23 protein-coding genes are annotated in these 26,093 nt (G+C 61.6%); 20 read left to right on the forward strand and 3 right to left on the reverse strand.

Translation table 11 applies throughout. From position 1 onward, the window contains the following. Positions 1-2: 2 nt before the first annotated feature. A complete protein-coding gene (locus RBA95_RS07635; RefSeq protein WP_306016267.1) occupies positions 3-968 on the forward strand; it encodes a divergent polysaccharide deacetylase family protein in 966 nt (321 codons plus the stop codon). Here the strand turns inward: RBA95_RS07635 and trpE are convergent. Together trpE and RBA95_RS07645 are read right to left on the reverse strand one after the other, a co-directional pair. After that, the gene (gene trpE / locus RBA95_RS07640) at positions 965-2,467 is read right to left on the reverse strand and encodes an anthranilate synthase component I (protein ID WP_306016268.1); all 1,503 of its coding nucleotides are present in this window, start codon (positions 2,465-2,467) and stop codon (positions 965-967) included. The genes RBA95_RS07635 and trpE overlap by 4 nt on opposite strands. A gap of 10 nt (positions 2,468-2,477) precedes the next feature. Further along, positions 2,478-4,385 carry a peptidylprolyl isomerase gene (locus RBA95_RS07645; protein WP_306016269.1) on the reverse strand — a complete coding sequence of 636 codons (1,908 nt, stop codon included), beginning with the start codon at positions 4,383-4,385 and terminating at the stop codon, positions 2,478-2,480. A gap of 165 nt (positions 4,386-4,550) precedes the next feature. Between RBA95_RS07645 and tpiA the strand changes: the two genes are divergently transcribed. From tpiA to RBA95_RS07740, 19 genes are all read left to right on the forward strand, one after another. Continuing rightward, positions 4,551-5,288 (forward strand): triose-phosphate isomerase, encoded by a 738-nt coding sequence (tpiA, locus tag RBA95_RS07650; protein WP_306016270.1) that lies wholly within the window; start codon positions 4,551-4,553, stop codon positions 5,286-5,288. 74 nt (positions 5,289-5,362) lie between these two features. Then, positions 5,363-6,367 carry a response regulator receiver protein gene (locus RBA95_RS07655; RefSeq protein WP_306016271.1) on the forward strand — a complete coding sequence of 335 codons (1,005 nt, stop codon included), beginning with the start codon at positions 5,363-5,365 and terminating at the stop codon, positions 6,365-6,367. Between the two features lie 53 nt (positions 6,368-6,420). Next, positions 6,421-6,840, forward strand: coding sequence for a preprotein translocase subunit SecG (gene secG / locus RBA95_RS07660; protein ID WP_306016272.1), 420 nt, complete (start codon positions 6,421-6,423; stop codon positions 6,838-6,840). Between the two features lie 73 nt (positions 6,841-6,913). After that, positions 6,914-7,294, forward strand: a complete 381-nt coding sequence (locus RBA95_RS07665; protein WP_306016273.1) for an MAPEG family protein — start codon at positions 6,914-6,916, stop codon at positions 7,292-7,294. Positions 7,295-7,365: 71 nt separating this feature from the next. Further along, positions 7,366-8,994 carry a CTP synthase gene (locus RBA95_RS07670; protein ID WP_306016274.1) on the forward strand — a complete coding sequence of 543 codons (1,629 nt, stop codon included), beginning with the start codon at positions 7,366-7,368 and terminating at the stop codon, positions 8,992-8,994. A 111-nt stretch (positions 8,995-9,105) separates the two neighbouring features. Further along, the gene (gene rpmF / locus RBA95_RS07675) at positions 9,106-9,288 is read left to right on the forward strand and encodes a 50S ribosomal protein L32 (RefSeq protein WP_022699538.1); all 183 of its coding nucleotides are present in this window, start codon (positions 9,106-9,108) and stop codon (positions 9,286-9,288) included. A 170-nt stretch (positions 9,289-9,458) separates the two neighbouring features. Next, positions 9,459-10,736 (forward strand): phosphopyruvate hydratase, encoded by a 1,278-nt coding sequence (eno, locus tag RBA95_RS07680; protein ID WP_306016275.1) that lies wholly within the window; start codon positions 9,459-9,461, stop codon positions 10,734-10,736. Positions 10,737-10,912: 176 nt separating this feature from the next. Continuing rightward, positions 10,913-11,245: a septum formation initiator family protein gene (locus tag RBA95_RS07685; RefSeq protein WP_306016276.1), complete on the forward strand. Its 333-nt coding sequence runs from the start codon at positions 10,913-10,915 to the stop codon at positions 11,243-11,245. Between the two features lie 130 nt (positions 11,246-11,375). Further along, complete coding sequence (pdhA, locus tag RBA95_RS07690; protein WP_306016277.1) at positions 11,376-12,404, forward strand: pyruvate dehydrogenase (acetyl-transferring) E1 component subunit alpha; 1,029 nt, start codon at positions 11,376-11,378, stop codon at positions 12,402-12,404. 5 nt (positions 12,405-12,409) lie between these two features. Beyond that, positions 12,410-13,828 (forward strand): pyruvate dehydrogenase complex E1 component subunit beta, encoded by a 1,419-nt coding sequence (locus RBA95_RS07695; protein WP_306016278.1) that lies wholly within the window; start codon positions 12,410-12,412, stop codon positions 13,826-13,828. A gap of 11 nt (positions 13,829-13,839) precedes the next feature. Continuing rightward, positions 13,840-14,271: a hypothetical protein gene (locus tag RBA95_RS07700; protein WP_306016279.1), complete on the forward strand. Its 432-nt coding sequence runs from the start codon at positions 13,840-13,842 to the stop codon at positions 14,269-14,271. 12 nt (positions 14,272-14,283) lie between these two features. Next, a complete protein-coding gene (locus RBA95_RS07705; protein WP_306016280.1) occupies positions 14,284-15,657 on the forward strand; it encodes a pyruvate dehydrogenase complex dihydrolipoamide acetyltransferase in 1,374 nt (457 codons plus the stop codon). A gap of 55 nt (positions 15,658-15,712) precedes the next feature. Next, positions 15,713-17,161, forward strand: coding sequence for a dihydrolipoyl dehydrogenase (gene lpdA / locus RBA95_RS07710; protein WP_306016281.1), 1,449 nt, complete (start codon positions 15,713-15,715; stop codon positions 17,159-17,161). A 93-nt stretch (positions 17,162-17,254) separates the two neighbouring features. Further along, positions 17,255-17,944: a hypothetical protein gene (locus RBA95_RS07715; RefSeq protein ID WP_306016282.1), complete on the forward strand. Its 690-nt coding sequence runs from the start codon at positions 17,255-17,257 to the stop codon at positions 17,942-17,944. Between the two features lie 144 nt (positions 17,945-18,088). Further along, entirely contained in the window at positions 18,089-18,964 is an 876-nt protein-coding gene (locus RBA95_RS07720; protein WP_306016283.1) for a hypothetical protein, read from the forward strand. Between the two features lie 194 nt (positions 18,965-19,158). Further along, complete coding sequence (locus RBA95_RS07725; RefSeq protein ID WP_306016284.1) at positions 19,159-20,010, forward strand: hypothetical protein; 852 nt, start codon at positions 19,159-19,161, stop codon at positions 20,008-20,010. 12 nt (positions 20,011-20,022) lie between these two features. Further along, complete coding sequence (locus RBA95_RS07730) at positions 20,023-21,276, forward strand: polymer-forming cytoskeletal protein (protein WP_306016285.1); 1,254 nt, start codon at positions 20,023-20,025, stop codon at positions 21,274-21,276. Positions 21,277-21,393: 117 nt separating this feature from the next. Further along, positions 21,394-23,835, forward strand: a complete 2,442-nt coding sequence (locus tag RBA95_RS07735) for a M1 family metallopeptidase (protein WP_306016286.1) — start codon at positions 21,394-21,396, stop codon at positions 23,833-23,835. After that, on the forward strand, positions 23,835-24,341 hold the full coding sequence (locus RBA95_RS07740; protein WP_306016287.1) for a DUF6702 family protein: 507 nt from the start codon (positions 23,835-23,837) through the stop codon (positions 24,339-24,341). The genes RBA95_RS07735 and RBA95_RS07740 overlap by 1 nt, the downstream gene beginning before the upstream one ends. Here RBA95_RS07740 and RBA95_RS07745 read toward each other — a convergent pair. Continuing rightward, positions 24,338-26,068 (reverse strand): S9 family peptidase, encoded by a 1,731-nt coding sequence (locus RBA95_RS07745; protein WP_306016288.1) that lies wholly within the window; start codon positions 26,066-26,068, stop codon positions 24,338-24,340. The two genes, RBA95_RS07740 and RBA95_RS07745, sit on opposite strands and share 4 nt — an antisense overlap. Between the last annotated feature and the right edge of the window lie 25 nt (positions 26,069-26,093).

Genomic DNA, 26,093 nt, shown 5'->3' on the forward strand with positions numbered 1-26,093 from the left:
TGATGCGAACTGCTTCATATGCGCCGCACTTGGGCTCGGCTTTGGCCGCCGGTTTCATGCTTGTTGCGGCGCTCGCCTATAATCTGGGCGCGAAGACTGCCCAAACCGACGCGCTTGCGCTGGAGGCGGCCGGCCTTGGCGAGGCCGAAGCTGCAGCGTTCTGGCCCGGTGTTATACGGGTAGACGCCACACAGCGTATTGACGCTGACATTGCGACCCTGTCTGGCATTGCGTCGCCGACGGATGCGGATGTGCCTACATCCAGGCCCGTTCTGACGGAACGCCGTCCACAACTCGCTGTCATCATTGATGATGTGGGGCTCGATGTGGAGGTTGCGCGTCAACTCATGGCGCTCGAAGCGCCCGTCACCCTGTCTATCCTGCCCTATGCGGAAGCGGCGCCGACCCTGGCCGCTGAAGCGCTGGCCTCAGGACGTGAAGTGTTCCTGCATCTGCCAATGGAGCCTGTGGGTGTGGAGGATCCCGGTCCTTATGCGCTGACCGAATTTCAGAGCGCGGAGGAAATGGCGTCGCGCATCCGGTGGGCGTTTTCCCGGGTGCCGGGGGCGAGCGGCTTCAACAACCATATGGGCAGCCGTCTGACCTCAGATCAGAGGGCCATGGATGCTGTCTTCGCGGCGACGCAATGGCCTGAATCCATGATCTTCGTGGATTCCCTGACCCATCCGCGGTCGCAAGCCGCGCATTCGGCGCAGAGCGCTGGCCTCCGCGCGCTGACACGTGATGTGTTTCTCGATCATGAGCGCGATGAAGCGGCGGTCAGTGACCAGCTCAACCGAGCGCTCGCCCTGGCGATTCAGAACGGACAGGCCATCGCAATCGGGCATCCGCGCCCGGAAACGCTCTCGGTCCTGGCGGATCTGTCGCGCCGGGCCGAGGCGGTGGGGGTGGAGCTGGTCACGGTCAGCGGATTGGACGCATCTGACCCTGTCGAGGCCGATAGCTAGACGAAGCGCCAGGCTTCGGCGGCGGCGCGGAACAGGGCGCGGGCCTTGTTCACGGTCTCCTGGTGTTCGGATTCCGGATCGGAATCGAGCACCACGCCTGCGCCGGCCTGCACGTGCATGCGGCCATCCTTGACGATGGCGGTGCGCAGGGCGATCGCCATGTCCATATCGCCATTGGCGCCGAAATAGCCGACGGCGCCGGCGTAAATACCGCGGCGGTGCGGCTCCAGCTCGTCAATGATTTCCATCGCCCGGACTTTGGGCGCGCCCGAGACCGTGCCGGCCGGGAAACCGGCCATCAGGGCGGTGATGGCGTCTTCGCCGTCACCCAGCTGGCCTTCCACATTGGAGACAATGTGCATCACATGGCTGTAGCGCTCGATGATCTCGCGCTCGGTGACCTTCACCGTGCCCGCCTTGGCGACCCGGCCCACATCATTGCGCCCCAGATCCAGCAGCATCAGATGCTCGGCCCGCTCCTTGGGGTCAGCGCGCAGATCGGCTTCATGGGCCTGATCGGCTTCTTCGGAATTGCCGCGCGGCCGGGTGCCGGCGATGGGACGCACGGTGACGGTGTCATCGCGCAGCCTTACCAGGATTTCCGGGGAGGAGCCGACAATCGCGAAACCGGGCAGGTTGAAGAAATACAGGAAGGGCGAGGGGTTGGTCCGGCGCAGCGAACGATAGAGCGAAAGCGGCGGCGCCGTGTAGGGCGCGGAGAACCGTTGGCTGGGCACCACCTGGAAGATATCGCCAGCGCGAATATAGTCTTTCGCTGTCTCGACATTCTGGCGGTACTGCTCAGGCTCCATATTGCTGACCGGGTCTTCAATGGACCAGGGCATGTGCGCGCCGGCGATAGGGGCGGGCGCATCCAGCCGGGCGAAGACCGCTTCAATCCGGCGACGGGCCGCATCGACCTGCAGGTCCGCATCCATGCCCTCTTGGGGCCGGATCGGCGCTGCCACCAGGATTTCCTGACGCAAGGCGTCAAACACCACCATCACGCGCGGGCGCAGGAGTTGCCCTTCAGGCAGGTCGAGCGGATCCGCAGCAGCGTGATTGGGCAGGCGTTCGACCTGACGGATCGTGTCATAGCCCAGATAGCCAAACAGACCGGCGGCGATCGGCGGAAGGCCTGAGGGCAGGGTGAGGCGGCTTTCTTCGATCAGGGAGCGCAGGGAGTCCAGCGGCGGCAGCGCGCTGGGTTCAAATGACCCAGGCGCGACTCCCGGAGCTGGCGCTGTCGCGATTTCGGCCTGATCGCCGCGGCACCGCCAGATGAGGTCGGGATCCAGGCCGATGGCGGAATACCGCCCGCGAAACGCGCCCCCCTCGACACTTTCCAGAAGGAAGGTGTTGGTGTTGTGGGAGGCCAGTTTCAGATAGGCGGAAACCGGTGTTTCCAGGTCATCGACACGCGTGGCGGTCAGCAAGACAGTCTGGCCTTGCGCGCACAGCTCTGTCGCCGTCTCAAGGTCCGGTGCGAAAGCGGTCATGACGCGCCTGTTACTGAGCGGTGGTGCGCCCCAGTGCCTGATCGATCAGGTCCTGGTTCTGCCGCACTTCATAGGCGTTGATCAGCGCACTGGTGACAATCTGGGTGGCGTCGTCGCGCATCTCATTCGTCAGTTCAGCGCGCTGCGCGTCTGTGACAACACCGCCCTGCGCGGCGATGACGTCATCGACGATGACCAGCGCCCGCGTGGTCTGGTTGTCCGCACGCGACAGGAAGCGGCCGCCCTCGGGCTGGCGGAAGGCCTGGGCGACCAGCTGGGCGTTGAAGGGGCCCGCGGTCTCGTCGCGGCCCAGCACGGCGGATTCGATCCGGGCGCCGGTACCCAGGGACTCGGCGATGGCGTCGATCGTTTCACCCGCATCAAGACGGGATTGAATATCGTCGACTACGTCCTGAAGCCGGTTGTCGGTTTCACGCATGATCCAGAAGCGCGTGGCGTCCTCACGGACCTCATCGAGTTCATAAAGGCGCGCAGGCTCGACCTCGTCCACGCGGACAACGAAGTAACCGCCATCCTCGCCATAGCTTTCAAGGTCGGTGGCATAGCCTTGCTGGGCCGAGAACGCCGTAGACAGGATGTCCGGGTTCTGAACCAGAGTCAGGGCCGGTTCGCGATCAGCGGAATAGCCGTTGGCGCCGACGAAATCGATGCGCTCGGCGAACAGACCCGATTGCAGGGCTGCGTCTTCCAGCGTCGCGCCATCGCCGCGCGCTTCCTCAAATACGCCTAGCGCGTCAAGCATCATGCCTTCCGCAGTGTCCGCTGCGAGCTCACTGCGCAGGTCGCCTTCGATTTCTGCAAAGGTTGGCGTTTCGGGGTCATTGGCGGCGTCGATGCGCACAACGCGCCAGCCCAGCTGGCTTTCAACAGCTGCAATGTCACCGGCCTGCATGGTGAAGACCGTCTCTGCAATAAGAGCGTCCGGCACCTGATAGGCTTCCACGTCGGCCAGAGCGACTTCCTCGCCCAGGTCCAGATCGGCCGCAACCGCCGCAGGCGCTTCGCCTGAGGTCAGGCGTGCAGCGGCGGCTTCAGCGGCCTGCTGGTCCGGGGCCGGCCATTGCGTCAGCGAGCGGGTGGCGGGATCGGCGAGTTCGCCGTTCTCCAGCTTGAAGTCGTAAAGCGACTGAAGATCCTCTTCGCTGACCTCGACATCGCGCAGAAGATCGGTCGGGCTGATGCGCATGAGGGTCAGGCGGCGCTGTTCGGGGCGTTCGAAAATCTGTGCGTTTTCCTGAAGGAAGGCGCTCAGGGTCTCGTCGTCGGGCGCTGTGGGCGTTTCGACGAGCACCGGGCGAAGGAAAAGCGCGCGCAGGCTGCGACGCTCGGAGTTATACGCATTGCGAATCTCAGCGAAGACGTCAGGCGCTGTGATGCCGCCCAGGGCCGCTGCGACGAACTGGCCACGGCGCAACTCACTGGTGATGTCGGCTTCGAACTGACGTTCCGCCATGGAGCTGCGATAACCGTTCTCGCGCAGAACAGAGGCATAGGTGCCCGGATCAAACTCGTTGGTGAACGGGTTCTGGAAGGCGGGGATGGCGCGCAAAGTCTCAAACAGGGTGTCGTCAGAGATTGTCAGCCCCATCTGGTCGGCCTTGGCGTCGACCGCGGTTTCCGCCGTCAGTCGTTGAACGACAGAATCACCCAGCCCCATCTGGTCGGCCTGCTCACGGGTGATTTGCGGGTTGTCGCGCTGGATCTGGAACAACTGCCGCTCATAGGTGCGCTGCACCTCCGAAGCGCTGACCGTTTTCGGGCCGACAACGAGCGCGGCGTTGTTGCCGCCGGCGAAGATGTCACTGACTCCCCACAGCGCGAACGCAGCGATGAGCAGCGCGATGATCATGCCGCCAATGATGGGCGAACGGGCGAGCGAGCGGATAAGCGAAAGCATTGAGCGTTCCAGATCAGGCCATGGGCAGGTGAATATGCGGCGGGACCGTAGCCGGGCGGGGCTTGTGCGGCAAGCAGGCCAGTGCGTTGCAGCCGTCTTCTTGCACTGCTATCCCAGCGCGCCGCTCGATTGCAGCGGCTCAAGAACAAACACGGACATGCGGGGATGGCGATGATGCGGCGCAAGCTGGTGGCGGGCAACTGGAAGATGAACGGCCTGCAGAAGGACCGCGACTTCCTGTCAGCGCTTGTCGATGCGCATCCCGATGCGCCCGCTGCGGACGTGTTGTTGTGCCCACCAGCGACATTGTTGTCAGCCATGGCGTCGGCGAAACCGGACTGGCTGATGCTGGGCGGTCAGGACTGCGCTCAAACGCAGTCCGGCGCACATACGGGCGACATCAGCGCCGCCATGCTAGCGGACCTGGGATGCTCCCATGTCATTGTCGGCCATAGCGAGCGTCGGTCGGACCATGGAGAAGGAGACGCCCTTGTGCGCGCCAAGGCCGAGGCGGCTTTGGAGGCCGGGCTGGTCCCGATCATCTGTGTTGGCGAAACGCTCCAACAGCGCGAATCGGGAGAGGCCGAGGCCGTGGTCGTCTCGCAATTGCGCGCCAGCACGCCCGAGTGCGACGCCGGTGCGGTTGTCATCGCCTATGAACCGGTCTGGGCGATCGGGACCGGGCGGACCGCATCGCCCGAGGATGCGCAGGCCATGCATGCTGCGCTCCGGACCGCCTGGCCTGGCGCAGATTCGGATCTGCTTCGAATCCTGTATGGCGGCTCCATGAATCCCGGTAATGCAGAGGCGCTTCTGTCCCAATCTGATGTTGATGGCGGCCTGATCGGCGGGGCCAGTTTAAAGCCCGATCAGTTCGCCTCTATCATTCGTACGCTCCGGTAAGGCGTTCTTCAGAGTTTATATTTACGGTCACCCCTCCAATAAGGAATTGGCCTGATCAACAGGCGGGGTGGTGAATGAGCGACATTGATTACAGCCGCGCGAGCGTGGCGCTCTACGATCCGGTATCCGTCAACCAACGCACCACGCGGTATTCGCTGCATGAGATTGGTTTTCGCGATATTTTCCAGCTCAACACTCTGTCTGAGCTGCGCCGTATCGTTCAGGACGACGCGCCTCATCTGATCATTGCGGAAACCGCCGATCACGAAGCGGAAGTGTTCCGCATGGTGCGCGCCATCCGGTCGGGCGAACTGTCCAACAATCCCTTCGTCGCCCTGTTGCTGACCTCCTGGCGCCGTGATGCGGATCTCGTGCGCAGCGCCATCGGCTGCGGCGCAGACGATCTGCTGATCCGTCCGCTTTCCAACAGTTTTGTCGAGGATCGGGTTCGAACGCTGATCCGCGCGCGCAAGCCGTTCATCGTGACCAGTGATTACATCGGACCGGATCGGCGCCGAGACAAGGAACGCGGGGACGGGGCTGTCAAGCCGATCGAAGCGCCCAACGTGCTCAAGGCGGTCGTCACCAATGATCATGAAGCCCTGCAAAAAGCGCATGCCTGGATTGACGAGGCCCAGCGCACCGTCGAAGGCGAACGCCTGCGTCGGCTCTGCATGCGCATCATTGTGGGCGCTGAAGCCGGCATGCGGGAAATGAAGGTGGGTCGCCAACCGGCGATCGATCTGTCCGAATTTGAAAACAGCGCGCGCGAACTGCGGGCGCGCATGGCCAAGTTCCGCTCCAGCGAAGCCTCCCGTGTCGCCAAGGCGCTTGTGGATGTGTCCCAGGAGCTGCGCGAACAGGCCGGCCTGACGCACGCCAACCTGTCTCTGGCCAAGGAACTCTCCATGGCGGCTTATGTGGCCTATGCCGGTGATGACGGCATGGAGCGGTCGCAAGAAGAGATGGCCAAGGCGGCGGAAGCCCTTCAAAAGCGCATGGCTGCAGCCTCGAAACGCAAGATACAGGTGGAAGGTGGCGCTCAGCCTCCAGCTGAGCTAAAACGCGCGGCCAACTAGTCCGTTGCGGTCCTCGCGCGGGCTGAACCCAGTTTATTCGGAAACGCCGCGCAATGACTGCTGTCCTTCTGATCATTCACGTTCTTATCGCCGCTGCCTTGACCGGGGTGATCCTGATGCAACGCTCTGAAGGCGGGGCTTTGGGCATTGGCGGCGGAGGCCCTGGCGGCATGATGAGCGGCCGCGGGGCGGCCAATCTGCTGACCCGGGTGACGATGATCCTGGGCGCACTCTTCATCGGCAATTCGATTCTGCTGGCGATCATCTCCGGCGTCACCGCCACCTCCGGCTCGGTTATTGATCGTGTGGGCGAAACCCAGACCAATTCCGATCTGCCGTTCGGCACGATGGAGGGCGTCGATGCCGACGTCCTGGCCCCGACGGACGAGATTCCGGCGGAACCGGAATCGGATGATGCGCCGACCGCGGATGAGCCGAGCGATGCTCCGGCCGAGCCTGAACTGCCGAACTGATAGGTGACCGGGGCTTGCAATGTTTGACTTGCTTGACCCCGCCGCCTCACTGCTCTGGCCGTCAGCCGCCCATTTGGCGCTGACGGCCTTTTTGTATCTGTGGCTGACGATAGAGCGCGCTGCGGCCGTGCTGGCCCGGCGCAACCGCTATGACGATTTTGCGCATCCTGACGCGGATCAGGGTCGGGGTGCGCGCGTGGCGGCCAATTTGCGCAATCAGTTTGAAGCGCCGCCTTTCTTTCACATGCTGATCCTGGCGCTGGTGCTGGCGGGTGATCCGCTGACAGCGCAGCTTGCACTGGCGTGGGTATTTGTCGCCGGACGATTGGCGCATACGTTGGTTCAGACCCTGACAGGCAATGTGGTGCTGCGGGGAATGGTGTTTTCAATCAATTTTCTGGCGCTTTGCGGGATGTGGGTGATTTTCCTCGTCCGCATGCTCAACAGCGCTTAACCGCGATTTCCACGGCGAGTGTCAGATCAGGCGCTTTTGTCGGCGACGATTCTGCGCTAAGCAGTCCGCCCATGCCGCGATACATTTTCATAACCGGCGGCGTGGTCTCCTCCCTTGGTAAAGGCCTCGCTTCAGCCGCACTCGGCGCGCTTTTGCAAGCGCGCGGGTATAAAGTCCGTCTGCGTAAACTCGACCCGTATCTGAACGTGGATCCGGGCACGATGTCGCCTTACCAGCATGGCGAGGTCTACGTCACCGATGACGGGGCCGAGACCGATCTTGATCTGGGCCATTACGAGCGCTTCACCGGCGTTTCGGCGCATCAGAGCGACAACATCACCACGGGCCGCATCTATTCCGAGATCATCGAGCGCGAGCGTCGCGGCGATTATCTGGGCGCGACCGTGCAGGTGATTCCGCACGTCACCGACGCCATCAAGAATTTCGTCCTGTCTGACGCCGGCGATGTGGATTTCGTCCTGTGCGAGATCGGCGGAACGGTGGGCGATATCGAAGGCCTGCCGTTCTTCGAGGCGATCCGTCAGCTCGGTCAGGAGCTGGGCCGCGACAACGCCATCTTCATCCATGTCACGCTGCTGCCCTTCATCAAGGCGGCCGGCGAGATGAAGACCAAGCCGACCCAGCACTCGGTGAAAGAGCTGCGCTCAATCGGTATCCAGCCCGACATCCTGCTGTGCCGGTGCGAGATTCCGATCGACCCCAGCGACAAGCGCAAGATCGCCCTGTTCTGCAATGTGCCCGAGAACGCTGTCATCGAGGGCCGCGACGCGGCCTCACTCTATGATGTGCCGCTCGAATATCACGGGCAGGGGCTCGACAAGGTCGTGCTCGAGCGTTTCCGCATGGAAGATGCACCGTCTCCGGATCTCACCATCTGGAACGGCATTTCCGAAGCCGTGAACAACCCCGATGGCGAAGTCACCATCGCGGTGGTCGGCAAGTACACGGTGCTCGTGGACGCCTATAAATCGCTGCTCGAGGCCCTCAACCATGGCGGTATCGCCAATCGGGTGAAGGTCAAGGTCAAGTGGCTCGACGCCAGCCAGTTCGAGAATGAGGACAATCTCACCGAGCTGGAGGATGTGCACGCCATTCTGGTGCCTGGCGGTTTTGGCGAGCGTGGCGCGGAAGGCAAGATCGCTGCAGCTCGCTTTGCCCGTGAACGCAAGATTCCCTATTTCGGCATCTGCTTCGGCATGCAGATGGCGGTGATCGAGGCGGCGCGCAATCTGGCGGGCCTGGACGGCGCCAGCTCCTCTGAATTCGGGGACCCGAAGGTCCCGCTGGTCGGTCTTCTGACCGAATGGGTGAAGGATGACGAGATCGTCCACCGTTATGAAGGCGGCGATCTGGGCGGCACCATGCGTCTGGGCGCGTTCCCGGCGGCTCTCAGAGAGGGCAGCAAGGTGCGTGAGATCTACGGCCAGGCCGCGATCCATGAACGTCACCGTCACCGCTATGAGGTGAACATCGCCTACAAGGACCAGCTTGAAAAAGCCGGCCTGGTGTTCTCCGGCCTGTCGCCGGACGGGGTTCTGCCCGAGATCGTGGAGTATGCCGACCATCCCTGGTTCATCGGCGTGCAATACCATCCCGAGTACAAGTCGCGTCCGTTTGATCCGCACCCGCTGTTCGCAAGCTTTGTGGCGGCGGCCAAGGAACATAGTCGTCTGGTGTAACAGACCTGTTGCATCAGGGCGCGCAAACCGGTATAGCCCGCGGCTCACTCGCACAAAGTCCGCTTTGCGCGATCACGAGTCATTCGCGTTTGAGAACTTAAGGAGAGACCGATGGCGGTCCCTAAGCATAAAGTCACCAAGTCCAAGCGCGGCATGCGTCGCGCGCACGACGCCATCGGCACGACGGCGTACATCGAGGACAAGGATTCCGGCGAACTGCGCCGTCCGCACCACATCGATCTGAAGACCGGCATGTATCGCGGTCGTCAGGTCCTGGATGGCCAGGACGACTAAGCCGGACGCCGCGCCGCATTCCTGGCGCGCAGTCTGACAGAAAAAGCCCTGCACCAGACCCGGTGCAGGGCTTTTCGCATTTGCGGGCCTCGTTTAAGAAGCGCGCATGAAAAGCTCACGAGCCGGGCAGGGGATGCGCGGCTTGATCCGATCAAAAGGACCTCCGCGCCATGACCGCCATCGTCGATATCGCCGCCCGTGAAATCCTCGACAGCCGGGGCAACCCGACAGTTGAAGTGGATGTCTTCCTTGAAGACGGCTCCATGGGCCGCGCCGCCGTGCCGTCAGGCGCCTCCACGGGCGCGCATGAAGCGGTTGAAAAGCGCGATGGCGGCGACCGCTACAAAGGCAAGGGCGTGCTCGAAGCCGTGACTGCGGTCGAGACGGAGATTTTCGAAGCCATCGCCGGCATCGATTCCCGTGAGCAGCGCACGATCGACGAAATCCTGATCGGCCTGGACGGCACCGAGAACAAGGCGCGTCTGGGCGCCAACGCGCTTCTGGGTGTGTCCCTTGCGACCGCCAAGGCGGCGGCGCAAGCCTCTGGCCTGCCGCTCTATCGCTATGTGGGCGGCGCCAATGCCCGCGTCCTGCCCGCGCCGATGATGAACATCCTCAATGGCGGCGCCCATGCGGACAATCCGGTCGATTTTCAGGAATTCATGATCATGCCGACCGGCCTGGCGACCTTCTCCGAGGCGCTGCGCTGCGGGGCGGAAATCTTTCACGCCCTCAAGTCCCAGTTGAAGGCAGACGGCCTGAACACCAATGTGGGTGATGAGGGCGGTTTCGCGCCGGACCTCAAGAGCGCGGAAGCCTGCCTTGACTCCATCATGAAGGCGATCGAGACCGCCGGCTATGAGCCGGGTTCCGACGTCACCCTGGCGCTCGACGTGGCGTCCACCGAGTTCTTCAAGGACGGCAAGTACGTCATGGAAGGCGCGGGCCGTACCTGCACCTCCGACGAATTCGCCGAATACCTCAAGGAGCTGGCCTCGGCCTATCCGATCATCTCCATCGAGGATGGCATGGCCGAGGATGACTGGGAGGGCTGGAAGGCCGTCACCTCCATGCTGGACGGTGATGTGCAGCTGGTGGGCGACGATCTGTTCGTGACCAATCCCGAGCGCCTGGCGCACGGCATTGAAGTCGGCGCGGCCAATGCGCTGCTGGTGAAGGTCAACCAGATCGGCACCCTGTCGGAAACCATGGATGCGGTCGAGATGGCGCTGCGTTCGGGCTATGGCGCGGTGATGAGCCACCGCTCTGGCGAGACCGAGGACACGACCATCGCCGACCTCGCCGTCGCGCTGAACTGCGGTCAGATCAAAACCGGCTCGCTGGCCCGGTCGGACCGTACGGCGAAGTACAACCAGCTCCTGCGCATCGAGGCCGAGCTCGGCGACGCCGCTATATATGCGGGACGGACGGCCATTGCCGCCGGCTAACTTGCAGGTGCAGTCGGTTCTACACAACGGCCCGGAGTAATCCGGGCCGTTTTTGTATTTCCCGTCAAACGGGAACGAATCAGCACTTTTTGATTCGGCCTAACGCTTCCTTTACTGAGTTTGCGTAGTATCCCCCATGAACGATCCGCAAAAGGCGGACGGTGGATGGATGGGTTATGATGAAGGTGCTGAAGCGCTTCATCCCCTTGATTGGGTTGGCACTTGTGATCGGCTATCTCAGCTATCACGCGCTCCATGGCGAGCAGGGCTATCTCAATCATTTGCGCATTCAGGCGCAGATCTCGGCGGCTGAAGCCGAGTTGTCCGAGGTGCGCTCAACCCGTGTTCAGATGGAAGATCGCGTTGCGCGTCTGAAGGCTGAAGGGCCGGACGGTTCGGTCGACGTGGATTATCTGGAAGAGCGCGCCCGCGCCGTCCTCAGATTTGCCCATCCGGACGAGATCGTCGTGCAGATCGACCGCGGCGCGCAGCCCGATCACGGCGGCTGAATCTCCGTTCACAGTTAATTGTTCGCACGCGCAACATAATCTATGCGCTTTACGGCATATTATCATCCCTGTTAAAGGCTCACCTGACGTCAACAGGGAGTGCGAGCTTATTGGTTCGCATGTGAAATATATGGCGACGAAACGCTCCTCCGGCGCTGCGAGCAAATCCAACTCCGCGCGCAACAAGAAAACCGACGTGACCGAAGACCAGCTGATGAGTTGGTACAAGGACATGCTGCTGATGCGCCGCTTTGAGGAAAAGGCCGGCCAGCTCTACGGCATGGGCCTGATTGCGGGCTTCTGTCATCTCTATATCGGCCAGGAAGCGGTTGTGGTTGGCGTGCAGGGCGCGCTGGAAGAGGGCGACCAGGTCATCACCGGCTATCGCGACCACGCCCACATGCTCGCCACCGGCATGGATCCGAACGGGGTTATGGCCGAGCTGACCGGACGCGAGGGCGGTTATTCCAAGGGCAAGGGCGGGAGCATGCACATGTTCTCCCGCGACAAACAGTTCTTTGGCGGTCACGGCATTGTGGGCGCCCAGGTGCCGATCGGCACCGGGCTGGCCTTCTCCAACCAGTACAAAGAGAACAAGAAGGTCTGCGCGACCTATTTCGGCGATGGCGCGGCCAACCAGGGCCAGGTCTATGAGAGCTTCAACATGGCCAAGCTCTGGAACCTGCCGGTCGTCTACATCATCGAGAACAACCAGTACGCCATGGGCACATCCGTCGCCCGCGCCAGCTCGGAAACGCATCTGCACAAGCGCGGCGCGTCGTTCGGCATTCCGGGCGAGGAAGTGGACGGCATGGACGTCACCGCCGTCTATGACGCCGCCAAGCGCGCCGTCGAGCATGCGCGCTCGGGCGAGGGGCCGTTCATTCTCGAGATGAAGACCTATCGCTATCGCGGCCACTCCATGTCCGACCCCGCGAAATACCGCACCCGCGACGAGGTCAATGACATTCGCGACCACAAGGATCCCATCGATCTGGCGCGCAAGATCATCCTCGAGAAGGGCTGGTCTGACGAGGACGCGCTCAAGGAGATGGACAAAGAGGTCAAGGCCATCGTCAACAAGTCGGCCGACTTCGCCAAGGACAGCCCGGAACCCGATCCGTCCGAGCTCTACACCGACGTTCTGATCGAGGGTTAAGTCACATGCCAATCAAAGTGCTCATGCCCGCCCTGTCTCCCACCATGGAAGAAGGCACGCTGGCGAAGTGGAACGTCAAACCCGGCGACCAGGTCAATTCCGGCGATGTCATCGCCGAGATCGAAACCGACAAGGCGACGATGGAAGTCGAGGCCGTCGAGGAGGGCAAGGTCGGCAAACTGCTCGTCGATGAGGGAACTGAAGGCGTTCAGGTCAACGCGCCCATCGCCATCCTTCTCGAAGAGGGCGAAGATGACAGCGCCCTTGAGGGCTATGATCCCGAAGCCTCGGGCGAAGAATCCGCGGCGTCCGGTGAAGACTCAAAGGCTGACCAGAAAGACGCGCCGAAGTCTGAAGCGAAATCAGAGCCCAAGGCCGACGCGCCGCAAAAACCCAAGGGCAAGACCCTCGCTGATCCTGATATCCCCGAAGGGACCAAGATGAAAGAGATCACCATCCGTGACGCCCTGCGCGACGCGATGGCTGAGGAAATGCGGTCTGACGACGCCGTCTTCGTGATGGGTGAGGAAGTCGCGCAATACCAGGGCGCCTACAAGGTAACCCGTGAATTGCTTGAGGAATTTGGCGATCAGCGCGTCGTGGACACCCCGATCACCGAGCACGGCTTTGCCGGTCTGGGCGTTGGCGCAGCCTTTGGCGGGCTCAAGCCTATCGTCGAGTTCATGACCTTCAACTTCGCCATGCAGGCGATCGACCACATCATCAACTCGGCCGCCAAGACGCTGTACATGTCCGGCGGTCAGATGGGCTGCCCCCTGGTCTTCCGCGGTCCGAACGGCGCAGCGTCTCGTGTCGGCGCGCAGCACAGCCAGGATTATTCGAGCTGGTATGCCCATGTGCCGGGTCTGAAGGTGATCGCGCCCTATGATGCGGCGGACGCCAAGGGGCTGCTCAAGGCCGCCATCCGCGACCCGAACCCGGTCGTGTTCCTGGAACACGAACTGATGTACGGCGAGACCTTCGAAATCCCTGACATGGACGATTTCGTCCTGCCCATCGGCAAGGCGAAGGTCCGTCGCGAAGGCTCTGACGTCACCATCACCGCGCATTCGCGCATGGTGGGCTTTGCCCTGCAAGCGGCTGAAAAGCTGGCCGAAGAGGGCATCGAGGCCGAGGTGATCGATCTGCGCACCCTGCGCCCGCTCGACACCGACACCATCATTGAGTCCGTCAAGAAGACCAACCGCATCGTTTGTGCGGAAGAGGGCTGGGGCCAGCATGGCGTCGGCGCGGAAATCGCCGCGCGCGTCACCATGGACGCCTTTGACTATCTCGACGCGCCGCCGACCCGGGTCTTCCAGGAAGACGTGCCGCTGCCCTATGCCGCGAACCTTGAAGCCTTGTCGCTGCCGGGCGTGGAGGACATCATCAAGGCCGCCAAGCAGGTGTGCTACGTGGAGTAGGAACCGCCGCCATGACCGAGGCCGATGTCATCGAACAGATGGTGGAGTACCAGGACATCCTTTTGAACGGGGTCCAGGTCTTCTTCACGGTGGTGTCGGCCTATGTCGTCGCGGTCTGGGTCTTCCTGCGCCATGCCGGCTTCGGGCTCAGGCTCTTCTCCTTCTTCTTTCTTACCCTGGTGCTCGCCTTTCTCGGGCGCGTCGCCTACGGCTCGCAACGCATACACGATGGCTTTGTCCAGACCCTGATCGAGCTTGATCAAACGGTCGGCCTCTCGCCCACTGGGCAGGCGGCGCTGGACAACGCCCTCACAGGTGTTGACGAGCTGATCCAGAATTCGATGAACGGGGCTTTGGTAGTCGTCTACATCGCGCTGTTCTTCTTGACCTTTTTCGCCCGCTCGACGCTGCGCTCGAAAGCGCAGGCCAGCGGATCTGCTTGACGGAGCCTTCTGATGCCCATCGAAATCCTGATGCCCGCCCTGTCGCCGACCATGGAAGAGGGCACGCTGTCCAAATGGACGGTGAAAGAGGGCGACCAGGTCAATTCCGGTGATGTGATCGCCGAGATCGAGACCGACAAGGCGACGATGGAAGTCGAAGCCGTGGATGAAGGCGTAATCGGCAAGATCCTGGTTGATGAAGGGACCGAAGGCGTGAAGGTCAATGCGCCCATCGGCCTGCTGCTCGAAGACGGCGAGGATGAGAGCGCGCTGGACGGCTATGAGCCCAAGGGCGCTGAAGGCGCATCATCGGCTGACGCCGGGGATGACTCTTCAGAAGACACCGACACGTCTTCCTCCAAGGATCAATCCGACACCAAGGCGTCCGAGAGCAAGGCCGACACGTCGTCAAACTCCAAGTCCGAGGCTCCGACGGCCGGCTCTGATGATGATGGCGAGCGCATCAAGGCCTCTCCCCTGGCGCGCCGCATGGCGAAGGATGCAGGGCTCGACCTCAAGGCGCTCGAAGGGTCCGGTCCGAAAGGCCGGATCGTCAAACGCGATATCGAAGAGGCCAAGGAGTCCGGCGTCGGCAAATCCGATGACAAGGCCGCGTCGAAATCCGACGCGCCGAAATCCCAGCCGTCCAAACCGGTGGATGAGAACGAGCCGCTGGCGCAATATGGCATCAGCGCGGATCGCTATGAGATCAAGAAAGCGGACAGCATCACCAAGGTGTCCGCCAAGCGCCTGTCTGAAAGCTTCCGCGATATTCCGCACTTCCCGCTCAATGTGGATTGCCGCCTCGATGCGCTGTTGAAATTCCGCAAGGAGATCAACGCCAAGACGCCCGAAGGCGTGAAGGTGTCGGTCAATGACATCCTGATCAAGGCGTCGGGCCTGGCGCTCAAGAAAGTGCCGCAAGCCAATGCCAGCTGGATCGAGGATGGCCGCATCGCGATGCACAAGCATGCCGACGTGTCCGTCGCTGTGGCGATCGAGGGCGGTCTGATCACCCCGATCATCAAGGATGCCGACCAGAAGGGCTTGTCGCAAATCTCCACCGAAATGAAGGACCTCGCTACGCGCGCCCGCGATCGCAAGCTCAAGCCCGAAGAATATCAGGGCGGGACGTTCTCGCTGTCCAATCTCGGGATGTTCGGCATCTCCTCCTTCGCCTCCATCATCAACCCGCCCCAGGGCATGATCCTGAGCGTGGGCGCGGGCGAGGAGCGGCCGGTGATCACCGATGGCGCACTGGCCAAGGCGACTGTGATGACGGTGACGCTGACCTGCGATCACCGCGTGGTGGATGGCGCCAACGGCGCGCGCTGGCTGTCCGCCTTCAAGGGCTTCATCGAAGATCCGATGACCATGCTGATGTAAGCGCGGTCCTCTTCTTCAACGCCTCCTTATCCCAAACACCGCGCCGGAGAGCCCCATGTCGGAAAACAGCTTTGATGTCATCATTATCGGCAGCGGACCGGGCGGCTATGTGGCCGCCATCCGGGCGGCGCAGCTGGGGCTGAAGACCGCGATTGTCGAGCGCGAGCATCTGGGCGGCATTTGCCTGAACTGGGGCTGTATTCCGACAAAGGCCCTGCTGCGGTCCGCGGAAATCCTCGATCACGCCAATCACGCCAAATCCTATGGCCTGGTGCTGGACGGTGAGATGAAACCGGATGTGGAGGCGGTCGTGGATCGCTCTCGCAAGGTGTCTGGTCGCCTGAACGGCGGTGTCGGCATGCTGATGAAGAAAAACAAGATCAGCGTGATCTGGGGCGAGGCCAAGCTGACCAAGCCGGGTGAGATCAAGGTCTCAAAGCCCTCGAAACCCGCCGTTGAACCCCAGCACCCGCAGCCCAAGAACACGCTGGGCGAGGGGACGTATTCGGCAAAGCATATCATTGTCGCGACAGGCGCGCGTCCGCGAGCCCTGCCGGGGATCGAGCCCGATGGCGAGCTGATCTGGACCTATTTCGAGGCCATGAAACCCAAGGCGTTGCCCAAATCGCTAGTGGTGATGGGATCGGGCGCGATCGGCATCGAGTTCGCAAGCTTCTATCGCTCCATGGGCGTGGATGTGACCGTGGTCGAACTGATGGACCAGATCATGCCGGTCGAGGACGCTGAAGTGGCCAAGATCGCGCGCAAGGCGCTTGAAAAGCGTGGTCTGAACATCATGACCGGCGCCAAGGTGTCCAAGGTTGAAAAGCACAAGGACGCCATCACCGCCCATGTTGAGACCGCTGATGGCAAAACGGAAAAGATCAAGGCGGACCGCCTGATCTCCGCCGTCGGAGTCCAGGGCAATATCGAAAATCTCGGCCTGGAAGATCTGGGCGTGAAGACCGATCGCGGCTGTGTGGTGATCGACGGCTATGGCCGCACCAATGTGGACGGTCTCTATGCGATCGGTGATGTGGCCGGTCCGCCCATGCTGGCGCATAAGGCCGAGCATGAGGGCGTGATATGCGTCGAGAAGATCGCCGGAGTCGAGGGCGTGCACCCGATGAACAAGGACCATGTTCCAGGCTGCACCTATTGCAATCCGCAAGTGGCCTCGGTGGGACTGACCGAAGCCCAGGCCAAGGAGGCCGGCTACGATATTCGCGTGGGCCGGTTCAATTTCTCCGCCAACGGTAAGGCGATCGCGCTTGGCGAGGACAATGGCCTGGTCAAAACCATCTTTGACAAGAAGACCGGCGAACTTCTGGGCGCGCACATGGTGGGCGCGGAAGTGACCGAGCTGATCCAGGGCTTTGTCGTGGCCATGGGGCTTGAGACCACCGAGGAAGAGCTGATGCATACGGTCTTCCCGCACCCCACGCTCTCTGAAATGATGAAGGAAAGCGTGCTGGATGCATATGGACGCGTGCTGAACAGCTAAAATTTGCGCAAGGCTGCATCCAAGACTGCACCGGGTCGCATCTAGGGTCAGAGGCCGTCTTTCCGGGCGGCGACCAGATTTGGGAGAGACACAATGGTGCGGACGAGTTTGGGCGCGGTGTTGAGCGTGGTGATGCTGACCGGCTGTGTGCAGGCCACCGAAGGACCGACGACCACGTTTGACGGACTGGCGGGCAGCCGGACCGTGGATACTGACGGCAATGTCGAAATGAACGGCGCCGCCATCACGCTCGAAGGGCGTGTCGGCGGCTGGGTCGAGATGAACGGCGCGTCTGTGGATGTGCGCGCCGAGATCGGCGGGGACCTCGAAGCCAATGGCGCCAGTGTCGAGATTGACGCTCAGGTCACCGGGGCGAGCGAGATCAATGCCGGCTCCGCAGACCTAGAAGGCGTTTATCTGGGCCCGGTCGAGGTCAATGCCGGTAATGCGAATCTGGACGGGCGTTATGCGCAAACCCTGCGGGCGAACGCCGGGTCCATGACCCTGAGCGGTGATCACGCCGCGCCGGTCTACTTTGCCGGCGCGGGCCGGGATCGCAATTTCCTGGGCCGTGCGCGCGCTGACCGGTCACGTCTGATCCTGGAAGGTCATCTGGCGGCGGGCGGTGATGTGTGCGCCCATGAAGTGATCATCGCGCGCGGCGCCTCATTGGGCGATGTCTTGCGGGTGAGGGCGGATTCCATGCCGGATCTGCCATCAGGCCTGAGTGCGGACATGGTGGTCTATGAGCCCCGCAATGGAGAGGGCTGCCGCGAGTTCTAATCTAAACAGGCAGTCTTGAAGGACAGGGCGGCTCGCATTGCGGGTCGCCCTTTGTGTTTGAAACCTAAATCCGAATTTAGTTCGCTATGATTGTAGCCCCGCCTAAGAGTGATGCGTTGACTGCGCAGCACTCGGAGAACAAAGATGAACTGCTCGGCTTTGCGCCTTGCCTTGCTGTTGGCTTTTCTCACCGGGCCGAGCCAGGCTCTGGTTCCAGATACACCGTTTGAGCCATATCTGGGGCAGGAGCCGCCGGGCGCCGAACCTGTTGCTTTCGCGCCGGGCCTGGTCTCTTCACCCGGCTACGAATATGGCGTGACGATATCTCCTGATATGGACGCGTTTTATTTCATACAAGGCCGAGAGGACGGAGAAGGGCAGAACTTCGTTGTTGTGCGACCGGGGCCCGAGGGGTGGACGCCTGAAGTGATTTCAGCACGTGTGGGGCAACCCTTTGTTTCTCCCGATGGTGAGACATTGCATCTGGGTCGGCGCTTTATGACGCGTAAAGAGTCGGGCTGGTCAGACATACAGACGCTCGGAGCCCATTTTGAGGACTATGCCATCATGAGGCTGACTGCCTCGCGGTCAGGCACTTACATTTTCGACGAGATCGGATCATCTGACGGGGACGGTCTCATAAGAATATCACGGTTGGTTGATGGCGAGCGCCAGACGCCCGTGCCTTTGGGACCCGCTATCAATACGGGGCGGTTCAACGCTCACCCCTTCATAGCGCCTGATGAGTCCTACATCCTTTTCGATGGCAGAAGGGAGCACGGTGAGGGGCACTCAGACATCTATGTGAGCTTCAGGCAGTCAGACGGAGAATGGGGCGAGGCCATCAATCTGGGCGCCCCCGTCAACACCCAGGCATGGGAAGCCTCTGCAAGCGTTTCTCCAGATGGAAGATACCTGTTTTTTCACCGCATGGTGTCCGAGGGAGAGCAAGCGGGGTTGCCGAACGTCGATATCATGTGGGTCGACGCCTCGGTGATTGATGAATTGCGGCCTGACTGAGGCAATGGTTCACGCAATAAGCGCCTCACAGGGCGGTCCACAGTGTGGGCCGCCTTTTGGGTTTCAGGCCTGAAATTTCACGGGCCATGATAAAAATTTATCGTTTTTCGAAAAAAATCGCTTTGTTATCGAGTTTCGATATGTTATCGAGTTTCGATAAGGTTGGTCATATAAGAAATATCGGGGAACCCGAAATGACACGTCTCCTTCTCACCACTGCGGTCGCCAGCGTTCTGGCGCTGACCGGCTGCATCGACGTTACGGTCAGTTCGCCCGCCTACGCCACAAGCAGCCAGCAGAGCCTGCAGGGCGGCGATTTCACGGCGGTTCTGGACGAAGCGGGCGACTTTCGCCTGACAGGCGCGGATGTGCGCGTGTCCGGCGAGGTCGCCGGCCGGTTGCGGGTCAGCGCAGCCGAGTTCATTGCGCGCGAGTTTCATGCTGGCGCGGTCTCGGTTACGGCGGCCGACATCTCCTTCTCAGGCGATGTCGACGGGCCGGTTACGTTGACCGCGTCTGATGTCAGCTGGCGGGGCAGCATTGGCCAGGCCGCTGAAATCCGGGCGGCGGATTTGCACTTTGATGGTCGGGTCAGTGGCCGTTTCAGTGCACAGGTCGCCGATGCGGAACTGTCAGGCGCTTTTGCTGACATTGAAATCTCGGCTGCAGACCTCAAGCTGGCCCGCAACGCGCAGGTTGACGGCGACATGTATGTGAACGCCGCCGATTTTGAGCTGGACGGGCAAGTCGACGGTCAGCTTGACCTGAGTGCGCGCACAGCCTGGCTGAACGGCGATCTCGCTGTCCCCATGGTTCTGAATGTGGATCCCGGACGCGGGCGCTTGTCTGCCGAAGACGGGCTGGTCGAGCTCAATGGCGATTCCGTGGGCGGAACGATTTGCGCGCGTCGCGTCGTCATCCGCGGTCAGGTCAATGGCCCGCTCGAGGTCATGGCGGACTCGCCGCCGGAGCTGCTCAACGGCGCTCGGGCGCAGGACATCACTTTCACGGCCCGCAATGGCCAGCGTTGCGAACGCACATCATAAAGGAGAGGTTTGATGCTCAAGTCTCTGAAAAAATATATGGGTTCCCTGCTGGTCGCCGGGTTCCTGTGCGGCGCGGCGAGCGGCGCAGCCCATGCCGGACAGTATATCGGCGGCGATCTCAACCTGTCTCTGGATGAGAATGATGATGTTCTCGTACTGGCGGCGGACGTGATCGGCGAAGGCCGGGTCGGCGGCGATCTGACGGTGTTTGCGGCCGATGTGCGCATGAACGTCACTGTCGATGGCGAAGTGCAGATCGTGGCGGCCGATATTGAACTCGACGGCGCTGTGGACGGCGAGGTTGGCCTGGCCGGCGCGGATATCCGTGTGGGCGCAGACATCTTTGATGATCTGGACGCCGCCGGCGCTGATCTGACGTTGAATGGCACTGTCGCGGGGAACGCCGCTCTGGCGGGCGCCACCGTGATCATCACCGCGGACGCCATTGTTTCGGGCGAGACCGAGATCGGCGCGCGCGAGCTCTACATGGAAGGCCGTCTGGAGCGGGGCGCTGAAATCCACGCCCGTGACGTGGTCATCTCTGGCACCATCGAGGGGCCGTTGGACATTCGCGCCCGTGACGTCGTGATCGAGAGCGGCGCTGTGCTGACCGGCCCGATCACCGTGCGCTCGCCCAAGCCGCCATCAGTGGCGGAGGGCGCTCAGATCGGCGAGCTGGACTATCAGCAATATGAATTTGACGACAATTCCGACTTTGATCATCCGAACGTGAATATCGGCATTGATGATTTCGGTTTTGCGCCGTCGCCCTGGGCTTTTGGCGGCGTGTTCACCGCCAGCGCCTTCCTGCTGGGCCTCTTGGTCTCTCTGGCGAGCCCCAAAGGCGTGGCCAGCATTGCGAGCGCTTTTCGTCGTCAGCCCTGGGTGTCGGGCCTGCTCGGTCTTGTGGTGCTGGCTATGATGCCTATCCTGATACCGACGCTTATGGTCTTGCTTGCCGTTACGGTTATCGGAATCCCTCTGGCAATCTTGTTGGGGCTGGCTACTCCGATTTTCATGTTCCTAGCCTTTGCTTTCGGCGGCATTGCGATTGGCGATCTGGTGATGAACCGGACCGGTGAGCCGGCGGGCTTCGGCCTGCGCGCAGGCTCCATGCTGGCGGCGTTGCTGGTGATCGGCCTGATCTCCGTGATCCCGTTCATCGGCTGGGCGATCAGCATGATCGTGTTCTGTATCGGCCTGGGCGCCTGGACTATCGCCCTGTTTACGCGGACCAAACCGCAGCCGAACATGGACGCCGTGTAATGAAATAAGTACAGCGTTACCCTGTTACAATCCCGGTCGACCGAGTAGGTTGGCCGGGATTTTTTTGTTCGTAAGCGGTCTCAGAACCGCAGACATGCTTCAATCGGGGGAGCGCTCATGTCCTTGTTCAAAGTCGCCTTGGCGGCTGGAGTCGCACTGGTGGTCAGTGCGCCCAGCTTCGCTGATCCTATCCGTCAAACCACCAATGACTGGCGGGACGCCTTTCGCCAGCTGGAAGACGAGGATTGGCCGACGCCCAACCGTGAACGCCGCGCCACGGGCGCGCCGGGTCCGGATTACTGGCAGCAGGAAGTCGATTACGACATCGACGTGGCTTTTGACGAGGACTCCAAGGTCCTGACCGGCTCCGCCACGGTCACCTACACCAACAATGCGCCCGATACCCTGGGCTATCTGTGGTTCCTGATGGACCAGAATCGGTTCCGTCCGGATTCCATCGCAGTGATGACCGAAACCGTGGGCGGCGCCTCGCGCGCCAACTCACGCACCGGCGCGGCGGCCTCTGTTGAAGGGGTCTCGGCGAGCACGCTCAATCGCGCCCGTCGTCTGGAAGAAGACGGGCTCGGCTTTGATGTGGATTCCGTCACGCTCGAAGACGGTTCGGCGCTCGATTACACCGTTGTCGATACGCTGATGCGCATCGACCTGCCGGAAGACCTTGAGACCGGGGATTCGGTCACCTTCACCATCAACTGGGACCATGTCCTGATTGAAACCGCGGTGATCGGAGGGCGCTCAGGTTGGGAGTGCTTTGAAGAAGACGGCGAGGGTGGCGACTGCATCTATCAGATGGCGCAGTGGTTCCCGCGCGCGGCGGCCTTCTCTGACTATGAAGGCTGGCACAACAAGGCCTTCCTGGGGCGTGGTGAGTTTACGCTGGAATTCGGCGACTATGATGTCTCCATCACCGTGCCGCAGGATTTCGTGGTGGCGGCGACCGGTGAGCTGCAGAACCCGGAGACCGTCCTGACCGAAGCCCAGCGCGAGCGTCTGGAAGAGGCGGAAACCGCCGAGGAACCGGTGTTCATCATCACGCCGGATGAAGCGCGCGCCAATGAGCGCCGCGGCTCCCGTTCCACAGCGACCTGGGAGTTCAGCGCCGAGAATGTGCGGGACTTCGCCTGGGCGACGTCGCGCAAGTTCATCTGGGACGCGGTGGGCGTCGAACAGGATGGCGGTGGACAGGCTCCCGATCGCGTCATGGCGATGAGCTTCTACCCCAATGAAGCCGAGCCGCTCTGGTCCACCTATTCCACGCGCGCCATCGAACACACGATCGACGTCTACAACGAGTTTTCCTTCCCGTACCCCTATCCCACGGCCCAGTCGATTTCGGGGCCGCAGGGCGGCATGGAATATCCGATGATCACCTTCAATGGCGCCAGCTATGGCCGTCCGGTGATCGGCGAAGATGGCGAGCTGACCTATTCGCGTCGCGCCAAGCATGGCCTGATCGGCGTGATCATCCACGAGATCGGCCACATCTATTTCCCGATGGTGGTCAATTCCGATGAGCGTCAGTGGACCTGGATGGATGAAGGGCTCAACACCTTCCTGCAATTCCAGGCGGAGCGTCGCTGGTCGGAAGACTATCCCGTGCGTCGTGGCGATCCGGATCTGATTGCGAACTACATGGTCTCCACCAACCAGGTGCCGATCATGACCCAGTCCGATTCCATTCCGCAGTTCGGCAACAACGCCTATGGCAAGCCGGCGACGGCTCTGGTGGTGCTGCGTGAAACGGTGCTGGGCCGGGAACTGTTCGATCGGGCCTTCCAGGAATACTCCGAACGCTGGCGCTTCAAGCGTCCGACGCCGTATGACTTCTTCCGCACCATGGAAGAGAGCTCGGGCGTGGATCTCGATTGGTTCTGGCGTGGCTGGTTCTACTCCACCGACCATGTGGATATCGCCATCACCTCGGTGACCGAGGGCACGGTGAACACCGAGAACCCGGAGATCGAAAACGATCTCGAGCGTCAACGCGACGCCGAGACGTCAAATTCCACCACGCTCCAGAACAATATCGATGAAGGGCTCGGCTTCTATGAGGACGAGAACCCCGAAGTGCGGGATTTCTACTCGGAGAATGACCCCTACATCGTCACCAATCGTCAGCGTGAGACCTATGAAGGCCTGCGTGATGGCGATCTGGAGCCGTATGAAGAGGCGGCGCTCGATTTTGACGGCTATGTCTACTTCGTGAATCTGGAAAACCAGGGCGGCGTCGTCATGCCGGTCATCCTGGAGTTTACCTTCGCCGATGGCGGCACGGACGAAGTACGCATCCCCGCCGAGATCTGGCGTTTCAATCCGGAGTCCGCGATCTGGCGCTATATCTCGGATCGCGAGGTTGTTTCAGTGGAGCTCGATCCGCATCTGGAAACAGCCGATGCAGACCGCACGGACAATTATTATCCGCCGCAAATCCAGCCCAGCCGACTGGAAGTCTATCGTCGGTCTTCGGGTTCTTCGTCCTTGATGGATGACATGGATCTGCGTGTTGAACGCGACAGCATCGAGACGCGGGACCAGTAATGGGTCGTAGCGTTCTTCGCACCCTGGTTCTGGCCGTTGCGCTGTGCGCAGCGGCCAGCGCCGCTTACGCCCACCGGCTTCATGCTGGTTTGACGGATATTTCCGTCAACGAAACGACCGGTGAGCTCGAAGTGGTCCACCGCCTGTTCACGCATGACCTCTATCCGGCGATCGGGTTCAACGCCATTGACGATACCGAGCTGTATGAGACCCGCGAGGGGCTACTGCGCTTGGGCGCTTATGCGGCAGCGCGCTTTTCCCTGCGTGTGGAAGGCGAGGGGCCTGTGCCGCTGCGTTTTGTCGGGGCGGAACCTGATGGCGAGTTCACCTTCTTCTACTTTGTGGGGGAAGCGCCAGAGCCGGGCAACGCGGTGATCATCGACAATCGTTTGCTTGTCGACTTCCTGCCCAGCCAGTCCAACCTCACCAATGTGCGCCAGGGCGAGGACGTCCAGTCCCTGACCCAGGGACCGGACTCCCGTACGCCGGGTCGGGCGCGTTTCTAGCGCTCTGCGCCGAAGCGCGCATTGATCCAGTCCGCCATGATCGCCATCACCTGAGGATCCATGGTTTCCTCGATCTGGGCGTATTCCGAGATCAGACCGGTTTCGGCTTGCTGGAACAGATGGTTGCGCCCTTCTAGAACCACGATGTCATGGTCAGGATTGTTGGCGAGCAGCGTCTCCAGTCCCGCCACATTGGGCTCGGCCACGATCTGAAGATCCAGCGTGCCCTGCAGCGCCAGGACGGGCTGGTCCATGGCCGGGATCCAGTCCGCCGGATCGTAATTGACAAGTGTCCGGTACCAGTCTCGGGTCATCGAACCGATGAAGGTCTCTTTCTGGTCCGCGGGGACTTCGAGCGTGGCGAGCCGCTCTTCGGTCAGCATGCCGTCCAAGGCGGCTGCGGCGCTGTCTACGTCACGCGCATTGCGGACGATGTCGATCAGGGACTGCATGATCTCGACGCGCTGCTCGGTCAGGTCCGGATCTGCGCCCATGGCGGCGGAGTTCGCGATGATCTGGTCGGGAATGAATTGGTGTCCCGGCGTGCCCGGTCCGGCCAGCAGAACAACAAAGGCCGTGTCTGGAGACTGTGCGGCAACGATCGGAGCGATCAGGCCGCCTTCGCTGTGCCCGGCCAGGCCGACCGCGGAAACGCTGTCATGCGCCATCATCCAGTTGACGATCGCCTGAACGTCCGACGCAAAGTCGAACGAGGTCGCGCTGGCGAAATCCCCTGTGGATTCAGCGAATCCCCGGTCATCATAGCGCAGCACGGCTATGCCTTGCCGGGTCAGATAATCTGCCAGGACCGCGAAAGGCTGGTGGGTCCAGACGCTTTCGTTCCGGTCTTGCGGTCCGGAACCCGAGATCAGGATCACGCCGGGGAAGGGGCCACGACCTTCCGGCAGTGTCAGCGTGCCCGCCAGAGTGACGCCCTCGACGTCCGGGTTGTCGATGCGGACTTCGTGTTCGGTGTAAGAGAAGGGCGGTTGCGGCGTCTGAGGGCGGTTCGGTCCTGTCACTTCATCAGACACGCGCTCAAAGCGCACATTGGCGTCGTCAAAGCCCGGGCGCGTCCAGACACCGACCAGCGTGTCTCCGGCAATATCAAATTCATACGTGACATTGGCGGCCGGGATGTTGAACGCATAACCATCGCCCGACTGGCGCAGACCCGTAATCGGGATGCCATAAGCGCCCTGGGTGACGGAGTTCAGAACCAGGCTGGTTCCGGTCTCACCGCTTTGAGCTTCCAAAGTGAATTCAAGTCGGGTGTCTTCACGTTGGAGCGCGCCTTCCCAGACGCCATTCAGCTCCGGGACGAAGAGGGCTTGGGACTGGTCTGGCCGGGAGAAGCGGGTCGGTATCTCCATGCCCTGGCGGAAGACGCCCTCGTAACCTTGTGTCTGTGGGTTCCACGCGCCTTCGAACGTTGCGCCGATTGCGGCGATCGAGAACGCGAATTGGTCTTCATCAATCATGACCGACGTTATCGGGATGTCCTGTCCCGGCGCTTGGTCGAGACTTTCCAGGATTGCGGTCTGCTCACCGGCTTCGTCATACGTGACCGTCACCAATAGGCGCAGATTGCCAGCTGGCGTTTCAAGCGTCGCCAGCCAGGCGCCCATCCGGTCATCAGCTGACTGCGCGGATGCCATTAGAGTGACCAGCAGGACGAGGAAGCCGCCTGCTACAACTGTAAAAAGCGGGGATAGGCGTCGTGTCATGGGGAGACCCTTTCTTCAGAGGTCA

The organism is Oceanicaulis sp. MMSF_3324 (assembly GCF_030733545.1).
Taxonomy (GTDB): domain Bacteria; phylum Pseudomonadota; class Alphaproteobacteria; order Caulobacterales; family Maricaulaceae; genus Oceanicaulis.